This window comes from Mesorhizobium sp. WSM4312 (assembly GCF_002294875.1).
GTDB lineage: Bacteria > Pseudomonadota > Alphaproteobacteria > Rhizobiales > Rhizobiaceae > Mesorhizobium.
Genome location: NZ_NSFU01000010.1, coordinates 215,445 through 232,490, shown reverse-complemented (window position 1 = coordinate 232,490; position 17,046 = coordinate 215,445). Strand labels below are relative to the sequence as shown.

Annotated in this window: 15 protein-coding genes; 6 read left to right on the top strand and 9 right to left on the bottom strand. The window is 63.1% G+C overall.

All coding sequences use genetic code 11. The features are described 5' to 3' along the window. Window positions 1-42 precede the first annotated feature (42 nt). Window positions 43-879 (bottom strand): tryptophan 2,3-dioxygenase, encoded by an 837-nt coding sequence (kynA, locus tag CK228_RS18880; protein ID WP_095774352.1) that lies wholly within the window; start codon window positions 877-879, stop codon window positions 43-45. After that, a complete protein-coding gene (locus CK228_RS18875) occupies window positions 876-2,501 on the bottom strand; it encodes an AMP-binding protein (protein WP_095788809.1) in 1,626 nt (541 codons plus the stop codon). Before CK228_RS18875 ends, kynA begins: the two co-directional genes overlap by 4 nt. A 311-nt stretch (window positions 2,502-2,812) precedes the next feature. Between CK228_RS18875 and CK228_RS18870 the strand changes: the two genes are divergently transcribed. Continuing rightward, a complete protein-coding gene (locus CK228_RS18870; RefSeq protein ID WP_095788808.1) occupies window positions 2,813-3,643 on the top strand; it encodes an alpha/beta hydrolase in 831 nt (276 codons plus the stop codon). Window positions 3,644-3,689: 46 nt separating this feature from the next. Here the strand turns inward: CK228_RS18870 and glp are convergent, their stop codons facing one another. The 5 genes from glp to CK228_RS18845 are packed head-to-tail and all read right to left on the bottom strand — an operon-like array spanning window position 3,690 to window position 9,095. After that, complete coding sequence (glp, locus tag CK228_RS18865; RefSeq protein WP_095788807.1) at window positions 3,690-4,895, bottom strand: gephyrin-like molybdotransferase Glp; 1,206 nt, start codon at window positions 4,893-4,895, stop codon at window positions 3,690-3,692. Then, the gene (gene moaC, locus CK228_RS18860; protein WP_095774356.1) at window positions 4,895-5,377 is read right to left on the bottom strand and encodes a cyclic pyranopterin monophosphate synthase MoaC; all 483 of its coding nucleotides are present in this window, start codon (window positions 5,375-5,377) and stop codon (window positions 4,895-4,897) included. Before moaC ends, glp begins: the two co-directional genes overlap by 1 nt. A 2-nt stretch (window positions 5,378-5,379) precedes the next feature. Next, on the bottom strand, window positions 5,380-6,192 hold the full coding sequence (gene trpC, locus CK228_RS18855) for an indole-3-glycerol phosphate synthase TrpC (RefSeq protein WP_095788806.1): 813 nt from the start codon (window positions 6,190-6,192) through the stop codon (window positions 5,380-5,382). A gap of 3 nt (window positions 6,193-6,195) precedes the next feature. Beyond that, window positions 6,196-7,206, bottom strand: coding sequence for an anthranilate phosphoribosyltransferase (gene trpD / locus CK228_RS18850; protein ID WP_095788805.1), 1,011 nt, complete (start codon window positions 7,204-7,206; stop codon window positions 6,196-6,198). After that, the gene (locus CK228_RS18845) at window positions 7,203-9,095 is read right to left on the bottom strand and encodes a SurA N-terminal domain-containing protein (RefSeq protein ID WP_095774359.1); all 1,893 of its coding nucleotides are present in this window, start codon (window positions 9,093-9,095) and stop codon (window positions 7,203-7,205) included. The genes trpD and CK228_RS18845 overlap by 4 nt, the downstream gene beginning before the upstream one ends. A gap of 143 nt (window positions 9,096-9,238) precedes the next feature. Between CK228_RS18845 and tpiA the strand changes: the two genes are divergently transcribed. From tpiA to CK228_RS18820, 5 genes are all read left to right on the top strand, one after another. Next, window positions 9,239-10,009, top strand: coding sequence for a triose-phosphate isomerase (gene tpiA, locus CK228_RS18840; RefSeq protein WP_095774360.1), 771 nt, complete (start codon window positions 9,239-9,241; stop codon window positions 10,007-10,009). 167 nt (window positions 10,010-10,176) lie between these two features. Then, window positions 10,177-10,638, top strand: coding sequence for a preprotein translocase subunit SecG (gene secG / locus CK228_RS18835; RefSeq protein WP_095774361.1), 462 nt, complete (start codon window positions 10,177-10,179; stop codon window positions 10,636-10,638). A gap of 212 nt (window positions 10,639-10,850) precedes the next feature. Then, complete coding sequence (locus CK228_RS18830; RefSeq protein WP_095774474.1) at window positions 10,851-11,975, top strand: L,D-transpeptidase; 1,125 nt, start codon at window positions 10,851-10,853, stop codon at window positions 11,973-11,975. A 216-nt stretch (window positions 11,976-12,191) separates the two neighbouring features. Continuing rightward, window positions 12,192-13,829 (top strand): CTP synthase, encoded by a 1,638-nt coding sequence (locus CK228_RS18825; RefSeq protein ID WP_095774362.1) that lies wholly within the window; start codon window positions 12,192-12,194, stop codon window positions 13,827-13,829. A gap of 24 nt (window positions 13,830-13,853) precedes the next feature. Further along, window positions 13,854-14,393: a DUF1697 domain-containing protein gene (locus CK228_RS18820; RefSeq protein ID WP_095788804.1), complete on the top strand. Its 540-nt coding sequence runs from the start codon at window positions 13,854-13,856 to the stop codon at window positions 14,391-14,393. A 48-nt stretch (window positions 14,394-14,441) separates the two neighbouring features. Here the strand turns inward: CK228_RS18820 and CK228_RS18815 are convergent, their stop codons facing one another. Beyond that, window positions 14,442-15,899, bottom strand: a complete 1,458-nt coding sequence (locus tag CK228_RS18815; protein WP_020628874.1) for an NCS1 family nucleobase:cation symporter-1 — start codon at window positions 15,897-15,899, stop codon at window positions 14,442-14,444. Window positions 15,900-16,108: 209 nt separating this feature from the next. After that, window positions 16,109-17,011 carry a LysR substrate-binding domain-containing protein gene (locus tag CK228_RS18810; RefSeq protein WP_095774364.1) on the bottom strand — a complete coding sequence of 301 codons (903 nt, stop codon included), beginning with the start codon at window positions 17,009-17,011 and terminating at the stop codon, window positions 16,109-16,111. Window positions 17,012-17,046 lie beyond the last annotated feature (35 nt).

Here is a 17,046-nt window from a genome sequence, read left to right as displayed (position 1 = left end):
GTGTTGGCGGTTTTCCCACAGGAAATGCGCCAAAGCAAAAAGTCAAAGTCGGGTGCGAACCGTCCACAGTTCGGGAAACAGCACAACCTCGAGCATCTTCTTCAGGTAGGAAGCGCCCGAGGTGCCGCCGGTGCCGCGCTTCAGGCCGATGATGCGCTCGACCGTGGTGACATGGTTGAAGCGCCAGCGGCGGAAATAGTCCTCGAAATCGACCAGTTTCTCGGCCAGTTCATAGAACATCCAGTAGCGCTGCGGATCGCGGTAAACGGTCTGCCAGGCGACCAGGACTTCTTCGTTTTCGCTGCGCGTCTCGCGCCAGTCCGTGCGTCTGGCGTCGGCGCCGATGTCGAACCCATTGCGCGCCAGAAGCAGCAATGCTTCATCATAGAGCGACGGCTCGGCCAGGATTGCCTCCAGCTTGCCGGTGAGGTCCGGCCGGTGCTTGTGGGGTCCGAGCATTGCGAGGTTGCGGTTGCCCGCCATGAACTCGATGGCGCGGTACTGCCAGGACTGAAAGCCCGAGGACTGGCCGAGCGCATCGCGGAATTCGGTGTATTCGCTGGGCGTCATCGTGCGCAGCACGTCCCAGGCATTGTTCAACTGCTCGAAAATCCGGGCGACGCGCGACAGCATCTTGAAGCTCGGCTCGAGCCGGTCGGCGCGAATGGAGCGGATGGCGGCGCCGATCTCATGCAGAGCGAGCTTCATCCAGAGTTCCGAGGTCTGGTGCTGGATGATGAACAGCATCTCGTCATGCGCCGACGACAGCGGCGTCTGTGCGTCGAGCACTTTTTCCAGGTGCAGATAGTCGCTGTAGGACATGCGTTCCTTGAACGACATCTGTGCGCCTTCGGACGCCGGATCGTAGGGCTCGCTCAATTGATTTTCTCCGTGCGCAGCCGGAAGCGCTGGATCTTGCCGGTCTGGGTCTTGGGCAGGGCGGCGATGAATTTGACCGAGCGCGGATATTTGTAGGGCGCAATCGTTGCCTTGACGTGGTCCTGCAGGCGCTTGACGGTTAGCGCGTCCGCCGCCACGCCTTGCACCAGCACGACATGCGCCTCGACGATCTGGCCGCGTTCGCCATCCTCGGCGCCTATCACGGCGCATTCGGCGACATCGGGATGCGACAGAAGTGCCGCCTCGACCTCGGGCCCGGCAATGTTGTAGCCGGCGCTGACGATCATGTCGTCGGAACGCGCGGCGAAATGGAAGAAACCGTCCTCGTCCTGGGTAAAAGTGTCGCCGGTGAGGTTCCAGCCGTCGCGCACATAATCCTTCTGCCTGTCGTCGGCCATGTAGCGGCAGCCGGTCGGGCCGCGCACCGCCAGCCGCCCGGTCTCGCCGCGCGGCACCTCGCGCATCGTGTCGTCGACGATGCGCGCCTCATAGCCGCCCACCGGCTTGCCGGTCGATGCAGGCTTCATGTCGCCAAAACGGTTGGAGATGAAGATGTGCAGCATTTCGGTGGCGCCGATGCCGTCGAGGATCGGCTTGCCGGTCTTCTCGGTCCATTCTTCGAAGACCGGAGCCGGCAGGGTCTCGCCGGCCGATACGGCGACGCGCAGCGACGACAAATCGGCACCTTCATCCATGGCTTTCAGCATGGCGCGATAGGCGGTCGGCGCCGTGAAGGAAATGGTCGCTTTGTAGGTCTCGATGATGTGGACCATGTTGGGCGGCGTCGCCTGTTCCAGCAACGTCGCCGCGGCACCGAAGCGCAAGGGGAAGATGGCGAGGCCACCAAGGCCGAAGGTGAAGGCGAGCGGCGGCGAGCCGACGAAGATGTCGTCCGGCGTCACCTGGAGAATCTCGCGGGCATAGGCATCGGCGATGATCAGGAGATCGCGGTGGAAATGCATCGTCGCCTTCGGCACGCCCGTCGTGCCCGAGGTGAAGCCGAGCAGCGCGACATCGTCCCGGCCGGTGTTGACGGCGGTGAAGGTGACCGGCTTGTCGAGGGCGGCGCGGTCGAGTTCGGCATCATGGTTGGCGGTGCCGTCGAAGCCGATCACCTGCTTCAGGAAGGCGCTGTCCTTGGCGCAGGCGGTCATCTCGTCCATCAGCCTGGTGTCGCAGAGCGCGGTCGTGATCTCCGCCTTGTCGACGATCTTGGTGAGTTCGCCGGCGCGCAGCATCGGCATGGTGTTGACGACGACGGCGCCGACCTTGGTGGCGGCCAGCCAGCAGGCGACCATTGCGGGATTGTTGGCGGAGCGGATCAGGACCCGGTTGCCCGGCTTGATGCCGTAATTCTCGACCAGCGCGTGGGCCAGCCTGTTGGTCCAGTCCGACAGTTCCTTGTAGGTGCGGCGGCGGCCGTTGCCGATCAAGGCGGTGTGGTCGCCGAGGCCCTTCTCGACCAACCTGTCGGTCAATTCGACGCCGGCGTTGAGATGCTCAGGGTAATCGAAGCCGTCGAGCAGGAAATCCGGCCATTGATCCGGCGGCGGCAGATGATCGCGCGTGAACGTGTCGATATGCGCTGAAGGCCCAAGCATGTCGCCGCCATCCCATTTGCTTGCCTGGCCAGTGCGCGAAGCATCTGGCCGAGGTGGTAGATATGAAGTTCCCGTCGTTCGCGAGAGGCTTCGTGCAGCCAGCTACACCTGTTTGTCGACGCCACGGAAGGGTGGCATCCGCAGGCTTGGACAGCACAGCAGACCTCCCATTGTCGGCTGTTCTTCGGGCAGGATCGCACCAGTCGAAATTTGTTTCAAGCCTAAAATGTTTTTGCCCTGGAGCATTGACGCATGGCATGGTGGCGGCCATTGCTAGCGCCAAACGGATGCGCTTTTGAGGGAGGGTACGGATGCTCGAACATCGCATTGCCGATTGGAACAACGCCTACGCCAATGGCGCGAATATCGCCGGCAGCGACCGCTGGCCGGCTGCCTGGGCGGAGCCGGCGCAGGCGTTTCGCGACGCGCTTTCGGCGGCGGGCCGGGCACGACTGGACATCGTCTATGGTGAGCGACCGCGCAATCGCTTCGATCTTTTCCTTCCCGACGCCGCGCCCAAGGGGCTCGTCGTGTTCATCCATGGCGGTTACTGGCTCGAGTCCGACAAGAGCGACTGGTCGCATCTGGCCAAGGGCGCTGTCGGCAGCGGCTTTGCCGCGGCGATGCCGTCCTACACGCAGTGCCCGGACATACGCATCGCCGGCATCGTCCGTGAAATCGGCGCGGCGATCGAAGAAGTGGCGGCGATGGTCGACGGACCGCTGATCTTGACCGGACATTCGGCCGGTGGCCATCTCGCCAGCCGCATGGTGACCACATCAACGCCGCTGCCCACCGATGTGGCAAAGCGAATACGTCATGTCGTTTCGATCTCGGGCCTGCACGACCTGCGCCCGCTGATGCGCACCGCTATGAACGCCGCTTTGGCAATCGACGAGGCCGAAGCCCAGGCCGAAAGCCCCGCGCTGCTGCGGCCCCTCGATGGCACGCGCATCACCTGCTGGGCCGGCGGCGGCGAGCGTTCGGAGTTCCTGCGGCAGAATGCGCTGCTGGCCAATATCTGGACCGGACTTGGCGCCGCCACCAGCTGCGTGGTCGAGCCCGACCGGCACCATTACGACATTGTCGATGGCCTCGCCGATCCGGCGCATGCGCTGACGCAAACCTTGATCTCGGAATAGGTGAGATCGTTTTTGTCCTGTTATCAGTCAGTTATGGGATAACTCTTCAGCGCAACATTAGAACGCTGCAAGAATCCCCGGCGGCGGATGCGGGGGCAAATGGCGCCCGTACGATCAGTCCGTTGGCGTCGGCCAGCATCCTCAGCATGGACGAATCCTGGATGCTGAACGGCGTCGCCACCAGTTCGCCGTCGTCTTCCCTGACCACCGCCCGCACATAGTCCTGGCGCAGATCATTGGCCGGCATTGCGGCGTCCAGCCGCGCCGGACGGATGTCCTGACGATGATTGCGGCCGCCGAGCCTCGCCAGAAGCGGCTTCAGGAACAATTGCGAGCAGACGAGGCTGGCCACCGGGTTGCCGGGCAGGCCGATACATCTGATAGCGCCGAGGCGTCCGAACATCAGCGGCTTGCCGGGGCGCATGGCGATCTTCCAGAAGCCGAGCGTCATGCCTTCGCCGGTCAGCACGTCATGGATCAGGTCATGGTCACCGACCGAGGCGCCGCCAAGCGTGACGATGACATCCGCACCGGCCGCGACCGCCTTTTTGACCAGCGCTGCGATGGCTTCCTTGCGGTCGGCGGCAATGCCAAGATCGAGCGCGCGGGCGCCGACCGATTGCGCGGCAGCGACGACGCCATAGGCGTTGGACGAGATGATCTGGTCCGGTCCGAGTTCGCTGCCGGGCGGCAGCAGCTCGTCGCCCGTAGCGATGATGGCGACCAGCGGCCGTTTGACCACGTTCACTCTGGGATGGTTGGCCGATGCCGTCAGCGAGAGCGCCGCCGCATCGAGTAGCCGACCTCTTTCAAGCAGGACATCGCCTTTCGAAAAATCGAGGCCGATGCGGCGGATGTTGCGCCACTCCGCCGTCGGTTCGATCACCTCGATGCGTCCGCCGCCGAGATCGCGGACGTTTTCCTGGATGACGATGGTGTCGGCGCCCTCGGGCAGCGGCGCGCCGGTGAAGATGCGCACCGCTTGGCGCTCGCCGACGGAACCGTCAAAGCCACGCCCGGCCGGCGCCATGCCGATCACCGAGAGTTTCGACGGCACGGACGCAACATCGGCGGCGCGGACTGCGTAACCATCCATGGCCGAAGCGTTGAAGGGCGGTTGAGTGCGAAGTGCCGCGACCGGTTCCGCCAGCACCCGATCGACTGCCTCGAACAGAGGCACGCTTTCGCCGGCCAGCGGTGCTGCACCATCCAGCAGGCGCTCAAGCGCCTCGGTCACCGGAACCAGCGCCATCAGGCGCCAACCTTGTAGTCGCCGGACTTGCCGCCGGTCTTTTCCACCAGGCGGACACCGGAGATGATCATGGCGCGGTCCACGGCCTTGGCCATGTCGTAAATGGTCAGGCAGGCAACGGAGGCAGCCGTCAGCGCTTCCATCTCGACGCCGGTCTTGCCGGTGACGCGCGCCAGCGCGGTGACTTTCAGGCCGGGCAACGCGTGGTCGGGCTCGATGTCGACGGAAACCTTGGTCAAGAGCAGGGGATGGCAGAGCGGGATCAGCTCATGCGTCTTCTTCGCCGCCATGATGCCGGCGATGCGGGCAGTGCCGAGCACATCGCCCTTCTTGGCGTTTCCGGCGAGGATGGTCTTCAGCGTCTCGGGCTGCATCGAGACGAACCCTTCGGCGATCGCCGTGCGCGTCGTCTCTTGCTTGTCGCCGACATCGACCATATTGGCCTCGCCCTGCGCGCCGAGATGGGTGAGGGCGGCCTTCATCGTCAGACGGCCTCGGCCAGAGCCTTGCCGGTCAACAGAATGCGGGTCGCCGCGGTGACATCGTGTTGCCGCATCAGGCTCTCGCCGACAAGGAAGGTGCCGATGTCCTTCTTCTGCAGCCTGAGGCAATCATCATGTGTGAAGATGCCGCTCTCACTGACCAGCAGGCGGTCGGCCGGCACCATCGTTGCCAGCCGCTCGGAGGTTTCGAGGCTGGTCTCGAACGTTCTCAGATTGCGGTTGTTTATGCCGATCAGCCGCGACGACAGTTTTAGCGCTCGTTGCGTCTCGGCCTCATCATGCACCTCGATCAGCGCATCCATGCCGAGTTCGAATGCGGTCGCTTCCAATTCGCTCGCCAGGGCATCGTCGACGCTGGCCATGATGATCAGGACGGCATCCGCGCCCCAGGCGCGCGCCTCGTAGACCTGGTAGGGGTCGAACAGGAAATCCTTGCGCAACGCGGGCAGGGCGACGGCTGCGCGTGCCCTGGTGAGGAATTCCGGCGCGCCCTGGAAGGACGGCGCATCGGTCAATACCGAAAGACAGGCGGCGCCGCCCTTCTCATAGGCCTGCGCCAGTGCCGGCGGATCGAAATCGGCACGGATCAGCCCCTTGGAAGGACTTGCCTTCTTGATTTCGGCGATCAGGGCAAAGCGACCCGATCTGCGCTTCGCCTCAAGGGCTGCAAGAAAGCCGCGTGGCGCGTCGGCGTCCTTCGCTCGCACCTTGATCTCGGCCAGCGGCACGCGTGCCTTGGCGGCGGCGATCTCGTCGCGCTTGTAGGCCTCGATCTTGCGCAAAATGTCAGACACGGTTCACCCGTTCGAAATTTCGACCAGCCGGTCGAGCACCTGCAGCGCCCGGCCGCTGTCTATGGCTTGCGCTGCGAGCGCGATGCCATCGCCAAGCGTCGTCGCCTTGCCCGCGATCACCAGCCCGGCGCCGGCATTCATCAGCACGGTGTCGCGATAGGCGCCGGCAGCACCACCCAGCATGTCGCGCAAGGCCTTGGCATTGTAGGCGGCGTCACCGCCGCGCAGCTCGTCCTTGGTGTGGCGCTTCAATCCAACCTCTTCCGGGGTCAGTGTGAAGCTGCGGATCTCACCGCCGATCAGTTCCGCCACCTGCGTCTGGCCGGTGGTGGTGATTTCGTCATAGCCGTCGCCATGAACGACCCAGGCATGCTCGGTGCCCAGCGCCTTCAATGTCTCGGCCACCGGCATGATCCATTCCGGCAGAAACACACCGACCATCTGCCTGACGACGCCAGCCGGATTGGAGAGAGGCCCGAGCAGATTGAAGATGGTGCGGGTTCCGAGCTCAACGCGGGTCGGGCCGACATGTTTCATGGCCGGATGGTGCGCCGGCGCGAACATGAAGCCGACGCCGGCTTCATGGATGCAACGGCCGATCGTCTCCGGCGGAATGTCTATCTTGACCCCAAGCGCGATCAGGACATCGGCAGCGCCGGTCAGCGAGGACAGGCCGCGATTGCCGTGCTTGGCGACCGGCACGCCGGCGGCGGCGATGATGAAGGCCGAGCCCGTCGAAATATTGACGCTATGGGAATTGTCGCCGCCCGTGCCGACGATATCAATGGCGCCCGCGGGCGCCTCGACGCGCAGCATCTTGGCCCGCATCGTGGCGACAGCGCCCGAAATCTCGCTGACCGTCTCACCGCGTACGCGCAGCGCCATCAGGAAGCCGCCGATCTGCCCGGGGGTCGCGTCGCCCGACATGATGATGTCGAAGGCCTCGCGCGCTTCCTCGAAGGAAAGCGCGGTGCCGGCCGCCACCTTGGCGATATGGGTTTTCAGCGCGCTCATCTTGTCGAGGCTTGGGCAACGGCGGCCTGGTCGATGCGGACGTCATACTGCGTCTGCAACTGCGCCACCAATTGGTCGAGCAGATCGTCCGACATGCCGGAAGTGAAGGATTTTTGCGCATCCTCCGGCACTGAGCTGGCATCGGCTCCGGCGGGCTCGAACACTTCGGCGACCTTGAACAGGATCTGCCCGTCGCCGGTGGGCGAGGGGATCAAGCCGGTGCCGCCTTCGCCGACGCCGAACATCACGGCAGCGCCTTCCTTGCCGAAATCGGCATCGTCGGCTTCGCGCTTCAGGCCGCGCTTGGTCTGCTTCTCCAGCTTGAGATCGCCGGCGATGACGTCGAGCGTGGCGCCCGCCTTGAGCCGCTTGTCGAGCTCGCTCGCCTTGGCGGCAAGCCGCTTGGTGGTCTCAGCCGCCGTCCAGTCGGCGACTACTTTCTGGCGGACCTCGTCAAGTGTGCGGTCGCGAGCCGGCGTGATCGAAGCGACCTCATAGAAGATGAAGCCGTTGTCGGCCGTGGTCAGCGCTTCGTTTTCGGTTTTGGGTTCGGCGTCAAAGACCGCCTTGATCAGCGCCGGCGATTCCGGCAGGTCCTTGACGATGGAGCCGTCCGGCCTGAGGCCGCTGCGATCGATGGCGTCGATGGTGACGTCCTTCAGCTTCAGCTTGGCGGCCGCCTCGGCCAGCGAACTGCCGGAGGCGCGGGTGTCTTCGTAATTGTCGTGCACATCCAAAAGGATACGGCTTGCCTCGCCCAGCGCCAGGTCCTTGCGGATCTGGTCGGACACTTCGGCGAGCGGCTTCACCACCTCGGGCTTGATCTCGGTAACGCGCAGCAGCACCGGACCGAAGGCCCCCTGAACGACCTGGCTGACTTCATTGGCGTTGAGCGCAAAGGCGGCATCGGCAACCGCCTTGTCGGCGATCTTGTCCTTGGCCAACGTTCCAAGCAGCGTGTCGGCCGGGGTCTTGCCTTCGGCTGTCACCAGCTTTTCGAAAGTGGCGCCGGCCTTGAGCGAATCGAGCGCGGCCTTGGCCGCATCCGGTGTCTTGAACACTAGCTGCTCGATCGTGCGCATTTCGGGCGTCGTGTAGCGCGCCTTGTTCTTGTTGTAATCGTCATTGACCTGCTGATCGGTGACGGCAGTCGGATCCATGATGTCCACCGGCTCGAGGCGGACATAGGAGAATTTGCGGTACTCGGGTGCGGCGTAGCTCTTCTTGTTGGCCTCGAAATAGGCCTTAAGCACGCTGTCGCTCGGTGCCTCGATCGGCTCGACGAGCTTCTTCGGCAACACCAGATAGTCAACGGTGCGGTCCTCGCCGCGATAGAGCGCGACCGCCTTGAAGAAAGCGTCCGGCGCCTTGAGGCCGTCCGAGACCGCCTCGACGATCTGCTGGCGCACCGCCACCTGGGCGCGGTTCTTAAGGTAATCCTCGGGCCGCATGCCGACCTGGCGCAGCATGTACTCGAATGTTCTCCTGTCGAACTCGCCGCCTGGGCCCTTGAACGCCGGGTCCTCTCGCGTCAATTCGGCCAACCGGTCCTTGGACAGGCCGAGGCCAAGCTTGCGGGCCTGTTCGTCGAGAACGGCGCCGGAGACAAGCTGAGCCAGGACCTGGTTATCGATGCCGAGCGCCTTTGCCTGTTCGTGGGTGAGGCGCTGACCGAACTGCTGCGACATGACGGCGAGCTGGCGATCATAGGCGAGGCGGTATTCGTTGATCGACACCTTGGTGCCACCCGCTGTTATCACCGAATCGTGGCCGGCAAAGCCGCCCATCAGCCGCCCGGAGATGCCCCAGGCGGCGAAACTGACCACCAGCAGCGAAAGCAATGTCTTCGCGACCCATGTACCCGCCGCGCTTCTCAATATACCAAGCATCGTTACTTCCGATTTATGCGCATTTTCGCATGCGCCGAGTCTGAAACAAGCGCAATAGCGCCCTTCCGGCCCACTGTCGATTGCTTTGTGGCCTGATTTTGGTAGTGAGGGCCAGAGCCTGATATTGCCCGGAGAAGCAGACCATGACGCCAGGAATTCGCCCGCTTGTCGCCGGCAACTGGAAAATGAACGGCACCAGCGCTTCGCTGAACGAACTCAGGATGATCGGCAACGGGTTCATGAGCGGGCTCGACGCGGAGACCGAGGCCCTGGTCTGCGTTCCCGCGACGCTGCTCTCTCATGCAGCGGAGATTTTGTCGCGCACGCCGGTCCATGCCGGCGGCGAGGATTGCCACACCAAGGAAAGCGGCGCCTACACCGGCTGCATCTCGGCGGAGATGCTGAAGGATGCCGGCGCGAGCCATGTCATTGTCGGCCATTCCGAATGCCGCGAACAACGCGGCGAGGACGATGCGACGGTCCAGGCCAAGGCCGCCGCGGCATGGCGTGCCGGGCTCGTGGCCATCATTTGCATCGGCGAGACACAGCAACAGCGTGAAGCGGGCGCCACGCTCGACGTGCTGTCGCGCCAGGTCGCCGGCTCGGTGCCGCCGAGTGCCACGCCATCCAACACCGTCATCGCCTATGAGCCGGTATGGGCGATCGGCACCGGCCTGACGCCGACCGCGGCCGATGTGACCGAAGCGCATGCGCATATCCGCGAAAAGCTCTCCGAGAAACTTGGTGCCGCTGCCGCCAGGATGCGTATTCTCTACGGCGGCTCGGTCAAGCCGTCCAACGCGGTGGAACTGCTGGGCGTCAGGAATGTCGATGGCGCCCTGGTCGGCGGCGCCAGCCTGAAAGCAGCCGATTTCCTCGGTATCGCCGAGGCTTATCGCAGCATTTCAGGCTAAGTTTCACGACGAAGGACGGGGCTCGTCCCGTTCAAATTCGTTGCAAAGGGCGCGTTGCTTCCCATATTCCGGCCACGGGCTTGGAAATGCCGTGAAAGCATTGTATTGAGCCGCCTCCAATTCACCGGTCGTGTCCGCGGCCGGGCAAGGCCTTGCCAGGATAAACTATGCAAACCGTACTGATCGTCATCCATCTCATGGTCGTGCTCGCCCTCGTAGGCGTGGTGCTGCTGCAACGCTCCGAAGGCGGCGGCCTTGGCATTGGTGGCGGATCGGGCTTCATGACGGCGCGCGGCGCCGCCAACGCGTTGACCCGGGCAACGGCGATCCTGGCGGCGGCCTTCTTCGTCACGTCGCTGACCTTGTCGATCATTGCCCGCTACGGCGAAAAGCCGATCGATATTCTCGATCGCGTCCCCGCCGGGAAGGGCGTGCTCAACCAGTTGCCTGGCACGACGACTCCGGCACCGGCCGGCAGCACCACCCCGACCCCGCCTTCGGGCAATGGCGCGGCGACGACGCCTGCGCCGGCAGCTCCGGCCACCGCGCCCGCCTCTGGTGCGACGCCGCCGGCAAAGAACGGCACCAACAACACGGCGCCCGCGGCACCGCAGGTCCCGAACCAGTAACCTCCATCTGGTCCAAAACGCGACCTGTGATCGTTTGAACACAGTCGCGGCAAATGCTGCGCGATCACGAAGATTCAACGGGCAGCAGCGTGGTCTCGTGCTTGAGGCATCCGCGCTTATTCGACTATAGATTGCGCGCGGCATTTTCGGTGTCCTTGGGGGACGCCGGGCGACGCCGTGGGCAACAAGCATTGAACGATCGGATCTTCGCCATGCAGCTTCGCAGCTTCATTTTCCTGGGACTTTGCGCCGTACTCGGCTTGAGTTCCCCGGCTTTCGCCGGCGTACCGGCCAATTTGGCCGCCAATCAGTCGGTCGACAAAACCGACGCAATCAACGTCGCAGTCAAGAGCGATGCGGCGCAGTTGAAGGCTCTCAAGAAGAAGAAAAGCCCGACACCGGACGATCTCGCCCAGATCAAGAAAATCGAGGCCAAGATCGCCGCCGACAAGGAAGACGCCAAGGCCAAGGCGCTCGAAGCCAGGAAGCTGGCGATGCGCGAGGCGGCCAAGGCCAAGGCCGACGCCGAACGGCAGGCCTTCCTTGCTAAGAGGGGGAAGAGCGCTTCTGCAACCGCCGAAGTGACTGACGCCAAGCCCGCCAAGAAGACCACAAAGGTCATCGAGCCGATCGAACCGATCACACCAATCCAGTCAGCCGAGCCGCTTCCGGCAGAGGCGATGAATGTCGCTCTGAGCGGCAACAATGGTGAGCTTCGAAGCGAGGTCATCGGCCAGAAGCAGCCGAGTCGCGGCCTGTTCGCCGGCCTGTTCGGCGGCACCTCGTCCGGCTCGTCGATCAGCTATCTGCCCGAGACGCGGGCTCTCGACCAGGCTCTCGCCCAGAAGGACGCCAAGAAGCCGTTCAAGGTGAAGCCGGAATTCGTGCCGCAGGATGTGGAATTCACCGGCTATGAGCCGGGCACCATCGTCATCGACACCAGCGCGCGCCGGCTCTATCTCGTCGAATCGTTTTCGACCGCGCGTCGCTACGCGATCGCGGTCGGCCGTGAAGGCCTGCAGTTCAAGGGCACGGTCGCGGTCGGCGACAAGCAGGAATGGCCGCGCTGGATCCCGACGCTCGACATGCAGAAGCGCGAACCCAAGCATTACGGGCAGTACAAGGACGGCATGCCCGGCGGCGGCCAGAACCCGCTCGGCGCCCGCGCCATCTACCTCTATGACGGTAAGAAGGACACGCATCTGCGCATCCACGGCACCATCGCGCCGCAGTCGATCGGAACCAGCGCTTCCAATGGCTGCTTCCGCATGATCAACGAGCACGTCATGGATCTCTACAGCCGCGTCCGGGTCGGCACCAAAGTCGTCATCATCTGACGGTTCCATCATCCTGCCGAAAGGGCCGGCTCAGCCGGCCCTTTTGTTTTGCCTCGTTCACGACCAAGCCTGTCCGGTCGTGATCCCTGGACAAACGGAAACCGTTTGTCCGAGAAACCGGGTTCCACTCTTCGGGATCATGGTCCGACGCCTTTTTGGGAAAAAACCTTCGCGGTGGTTTTTTCTCTGGCGGAATCAATCCAGCCGCGTTAAGCGATGACTCCCATGGCGCGATATGTATTCATCACAGGCGGCGTGGTTTCCTCACTTGGAAAAGGCATAGCCGCAGCGGCCCTTGGGGCTCTCCTGCAGGCGCGAGGCTATCGCGCACGCATCAAAAAACTTGACCCCTACCTCAATGTCGATCCCGGCACGATGTCGCCGTACCAGCATGGCGAGGTGTTCGTCACCGATGACGGTGCGGAGACCGATCTTGACCTTGGCCACTACGAGCGCTTCACCGGCCGCTCGGCCAATCAGCAGGACAACATCACCACCGGCCGCATCTACAAGAACATCATCGAGCGCGAGCGGCGCGGCGACTATCTCGGTGCCACTGTGCAGGTCATTCCGCACGTCACCGACGAGATCAAGAATTTCGTCCTCAACGGCAATGACGACTATGATTTCGTGCTGTGCGAGATCGGCGGCACGGTCGGCGACATCGAGGCGATGCCGTTCCTCGAGGCGATCCGGCAACTCGGCAACGACCTGCCGCGCAACAATGCCGTCTACGTGCATCTGACCTTGATGCCCTACATCCCGACGGCGGGTGAGCTGAAGACCAAGCCGACCCAGCATTCGGTCAAGGAACTGCGCGGCATCGGCATAGCGCCCGACATCCTGCTGGTCCGCGCCGACCGCGCCATTCCCAAGGAAGAGCGCAGAAAGCTGTCGCTGTTCTGCAATGTCCGGGAAAGTGCCGTCATCCAGGCGCTCGACGTGCCGCACATCTACGACGTGCCGATGGCCTACCACAAGGAAGGGCTCGATTCGGAAGTCCTGGCCGCCTTTGGCATCGACCCGGCGCCGAAGCCGCGCATGGAGCCCTGGCAGAAGGTGTCGGACCGCATCCACAGCCCCGAAGGCGAGGTGACCATCGCCATCGTCGGCAAATACACCGGCCTCAAGGATGCCTACAAATCGCTGATCGAAGCGCTTTCGCATGGCGGCCTGGCCAACCACGTCAAGGTCAAATTCGACTGGATCGAATCGGAGATCTTCGAAAAGGAGGATCCAGCGCCGTGGCTGGAAAAGGTGCATGGCATTTTGGTTCCCGGCGGCTTTGGCGAACGCGGCTCCGAAGGCAAGATCCTTGCGGCGAAATTCGCGCGTGAGCGCAAGGTGCCGTATTTCGGCATCTGCTTCGGTATGCAGATGGCTTGCATCGAGGCGGCGCGGTCGCTGGCGGGTGTCGAGCATGCCTCCTCGACCGAGTTCGGTCCGACCAACGAGCCCGTCGTCGGCCTGATGACCGAATGGCTGAAGGGCAACATGCTGGAGAAGCGGCGGGAAACCGGCGATCTCGGTGGCACAATGCGTCTGGGCGCCTATCAGGCCGACCTCGCCAAGGGCTCCAAGATCGCAGAGATCTATGGCGACACGCAGATTTCCGAACGCCACCGCCACCGCTACGAGGTCAATATCGACTACAAGGAGCGGCTGGAGGATTGCGGCCTGGTGTTTGCCGGCATGTCGCCAGACGGCGTGCTGCCGGAGACGGTCGAATATCCCGACCATCCCTGGTTCATCGGCGTGCAGTATCACCCTGAGCTGAAGAGCCGGCCGCTCGATCCGCATCCGCTGTTCGCCAGCTTCATCGAGGCTGCTGTGGAACAGTCTCGCCTGGTGTAGGCGCCCGCCAGGGCGGAGCCTGTCATGCAGACCTATGTCGCGCTCCTCTACAGCATCATCCTGGGCGAGGGGCGCCGGGTCGTCATGGCAGACCTCAAGGCGATGGCGGAAGGCCTCGGCTTGAGGAATGTTCGCACGCTGGTGGCGACGGGCAACCTGGTCTTCGAGGCTGAGAGGACCGCGACTGCTACGCTTGAGAAGCGGCTGGAGGCCGCCTTCGAAACGGCCTTTGGCCGCCACGTCGACATCATTGTCCGTGGCGCTGGAGATTGGCGAAAACTCGCTTCGCGCAATCCGTTCCCAACCGAATCGGAGGAAGCCGGCGATCAGGTCGCGGTGCGTGTGATGCGCAAGCCTGTGGCCGAAGATGTCCTGTTGGGGCTTCAGGCCTATGCCGCCGAGGACGAGAAGGTGCTCCTGATCGGCGGCGACATATGGCTTGTGTTTTCGCGCGAACGGCCAAGCTCGCGGCTGCTTGCGGCCGCCAATCACAAGCGCCTTGGCAAAGGCACGTCGCGCAACTGGAACACGGTGCGCAAATTGGCTGAGATGGTAGGGCAGTAGGGCAGTATTTCCCTACTCACCTACTGCCCTATTGCCTTATTCCCTTGTTTAGGCCTTCGCTATCTTGGCGCCCGCACCCACGGCGGCGGTGCGCAGCACGTAGTAGATGATGCCGGCAATCGCGACGCCGAAGAACCAGCCATAGACGCCCCACCAGGACGGCAGCCAGTTGGTGAAGTTCGGCAATATCGACGAGAAGACAGCACCGATGCCGGCGGCGATGAAGGCATTGACGTGCCAGCCGCCCTGGAAGCGGAACTCGCCGTCCTCGCGATACAGCGCCTCGACGTCGACCTCGCCTTTGCGGATCAAGTAATAGTCGACCATCATGACGCCGAAGATCGGCCCCATCGTCGCTCCGATGATGCCGACGAAATGCGCGGCACTGCCTTCCCACGGCGCGAAGGGATAGAGCACAAGTGCGATAAGTGCTGCAATGTAGCCGCCCTTCTTGAAGTCGATCTGACGCGGGAAGACGTTGGAGAAGTCGAAGGCTGGCGAGACGAAGTTGGCGACGACGTTGATGCCGAGCGTGGCAACCGCGAAGGTCAGGGCGGCGAGCGCCGCGAGGAACCAGCTGTCGAATTTGGCCGAGATCTGGTCGGGATGCAGCAGCACTTCGTGGTAGACGTCGTAGGCGGCAATGGTGGTGACGCCGGCGACCAGTGAGAACAGGATCAGATTGACCGGCAGCCCCCAGATGTTGCCTTTGCGCAGTGCGGCCTTGTCCGGCGCGTAGCGGGCGAAGTCGCAGAAATTGAGATAGAGCGCTGAGAAATAGGTCACCCAGATCGCCGCGACCCCGAAGAGCGCCGTCCACGATCCGGGATCGCCCGGAATGCCGGCATCGGCGGTCTTTTCGCGCAGCACGTCCATCGGAATATCGCTGGTAAAGGCGAAGCTCCCCGATTTGACGCAGAGATAGATGGCCAGGAGCAGCATCATCACCCAGACGGCAGGCCCCGCCCAATCCTGGAAGCGGCGCACTGTCTCCATGCCCTTCTGGATGATCAGCAGCTGCAGCGCCCAGATGATGACGAAGCAGATCACCTCCAGGGTGGAATGGCCGAGAAGATGCGAGGTCTTGTTGAATTCGTCGAACCATTGCAGACGGGTCAACAATGCCACGATGGCGCCGGAGGCGGCGGCCGTTTGCGCGCCGTACCAGAAGCAGGCGACGATGGCGCGCACCAATGCCGGGATGTTGGCGCCCCAGATGCCGAAGGACGCGCGAGCAAGCACGGGGTAGGGCACGCCGGTCTTGACGCCGGCATAACCGACCATGTTCATCAGCGCGTAGATGATCAGCGAGCCGATGCCGATGGCGATGATGAAATTGACGAAGCCGCCGCAGAACAGGAACAGGCTGGCGGCGAGATAGTAGCCCCACAGGCTGTGGACGTCCGATGTCCAGACGTTGAAGATCGAGAATGGTCCCCAGTTTCGAACTTTGGCCGGAGCGAGATCCTCGTTGTACAGGTCAGGCGATGCGCCTTGTATGGTCACTGCAATGTCCTCCCCTTGATTGGCCACGCGCCTCCACGCGATAGCCGTGCAGGTTAAGCCTGACGTTGGGGAACCGGCAACCGATCCATTTGCCGGCTTTGGCCTTAAAGATATTCAATGCGAACCGCGATTATCGAGGGGGCGCAATGGTGGGCCGCAGTTGAATACCAACAGTTCTGGTGATTCGAATTCGGGTGCCGCTTCTCCGCCTAGGCGATGGCCATGACCCGCTTGTGGTCCTCGACTTCGGACAACAACCAGTCCTGAAACAGGCCGGTGCCGGGCTTGTTGCCGATGCTGCGGCGCTGATGCAGGTAGATGCCGGCCGGATAGGTATGGCGGGCCTGAAACGGCGCAACAAGTTTGCCTTGCTGCAGAAGATCCTGTGCCATCATCGTGTCGGCGAGCGCTATTCCGGCACCATTGATCGCCTCGCGCATGATCAGCGTGCAGTCATCCAGCGTCGTGCTGGACTTCGGCGTCGTGTCCAAAACGCCTTCCTGCTCCAGCCAACGCTTCCATCTCATGCTCTCGCATTCGTGGATAAGATGATGGTTGACCAGATCGGCGGGCGATCGCAGCCGCACAGGCCCATCCAGCAATGAGGGTGCACAGACCGGCGTCAGAACCAGCGGGATCAAAAGCGTCAAGGCCGGGCCGGCCTTGTAGACGAACTCGTCGACAATGGCCAAATCGAAGTTGGCGCGCTTGCCTGACGTCGAGATCTCCAACTCCACGGTCGGATGCAGCTTGCGAAAGTTCGGCAACCGGTCCGCCAGCCAAAGGTTCAGGACCGCCGGGACGCACAAGACCCGGACGCGCTGGGTCCTGCCGTGGCTTGGGCCATCGGCGAGGCTGACGTCGTCGGTGGCGCGCCAGATGGCCTCGAACGCTTCGGAGAGGCCGCGTGCATAGTAGGAGCCCCTGATGGTCGGCGTTATCTGGCGGAAGCCGCGTTCGAACAGATCCTGGCCGAGATTTCTTTCGAGCGCACGGATATGGCGGCTGATGGCCGAGGGTGTCAGGTGCAACTCTTCCGCTGCATCCTTGATGCTGCCGAGACGTGCGGCGGCTTCGAAAGCGCGCATGCCATTGAGTGAAGGTAGGGCCATTGGCCGATCATGAATTGTCAGTTGAGTTTTTGTCA

What these genes read in the sequence shown, in the direction of transcription:
- trpD (WP_095788805.1), bottom strand. Translation starts at nt 7,206, where the DNA reads ATGAGCGCGCTGAAAACCCATATCGCCAAGGTGGCGGCCGGCACCGCG.
- CK228_RS18870 (WP_095788808.1), top strand. Translation starts at nt 2,813, where the DNA reads ATGCTCGAACATCGCATTGCCGATTGGAACAACGCCTACGCCAATGGC.
- CK228_RS18825 (WP_095774362.1), top strand. Translation starts at nt 12,192, where the DNA reads ATGACTCCCATGGCGCGATATGTATTCATCACAGGCGGCGTGGTTTCC.
- secG (WP_095774361.1), top strand. Translation starts at nt 10,177, where the DNA reads ATGCAAACCGTACTGATCGTCATCCATCTCATGGTCGTGCTCGCCCTC.
- CK228_RS18830 (WP_095774474.1), top strand. Translation starts at nt 10,851, where the DNA reads ATGCAGCTTCGCAGCTTCATTTTCCTGGGACTTTGCGCCGTACTCGGC.
- CK228_RS18810 (WP_095774364.1), bottom strand. Translation starts at nt 17,011, where the DNA reads ATGGCCCTACCTTCACTCAATGGCATGCGCGCTTTCGAAGCCGCCGCA.
- glp (WP_095788807.1), bottom strand. Translation starts at nt 4,895, where the DNA reads ATGGCGCTGGTTCCGGTGACCGAGGCGCTTGAGCGCCTGCTGGATGGT.
- tpiA (WP_095774360.1), top strand. Translation starts at nt 9,239, where the DNA reads ATGACGCCAGGAATTCGCCCGCTTGTCGCCGGCAACTGGAAAATGAAC.
- CK228_RS18845 (WP_095774359.1), bottom strand. Translation starts at nt 9,095, where the DNA reads ATGCTTGGTATATTGAGAAGCGCGGCGGGTACATGGGTCGCGAAGACA.
- CK228_RS18820 (WP_095788804.1), top strand. Translation starts at nt 13,854, where the DNA reads ATGCAGACCTATGTCGCGCTCCTCTACAGCATCATCCTGGGCGAGGGG.
- CK228_RS18875 (WP_095788809.1), bottom strand. Translation starts at nt 2,501, where the DNA reads ATGCTTGGGCCTTCAGCGCATATCGACACGTTCACGCGCGATCATCTG.
- moaC (WP_095774356.1), bottom strand. Translation starts at nt 5,377, where the DNA reads ATGAAGGCCGCCCTCACCCATCTCGGCGCGCAGGGCGAGGCCAATATG.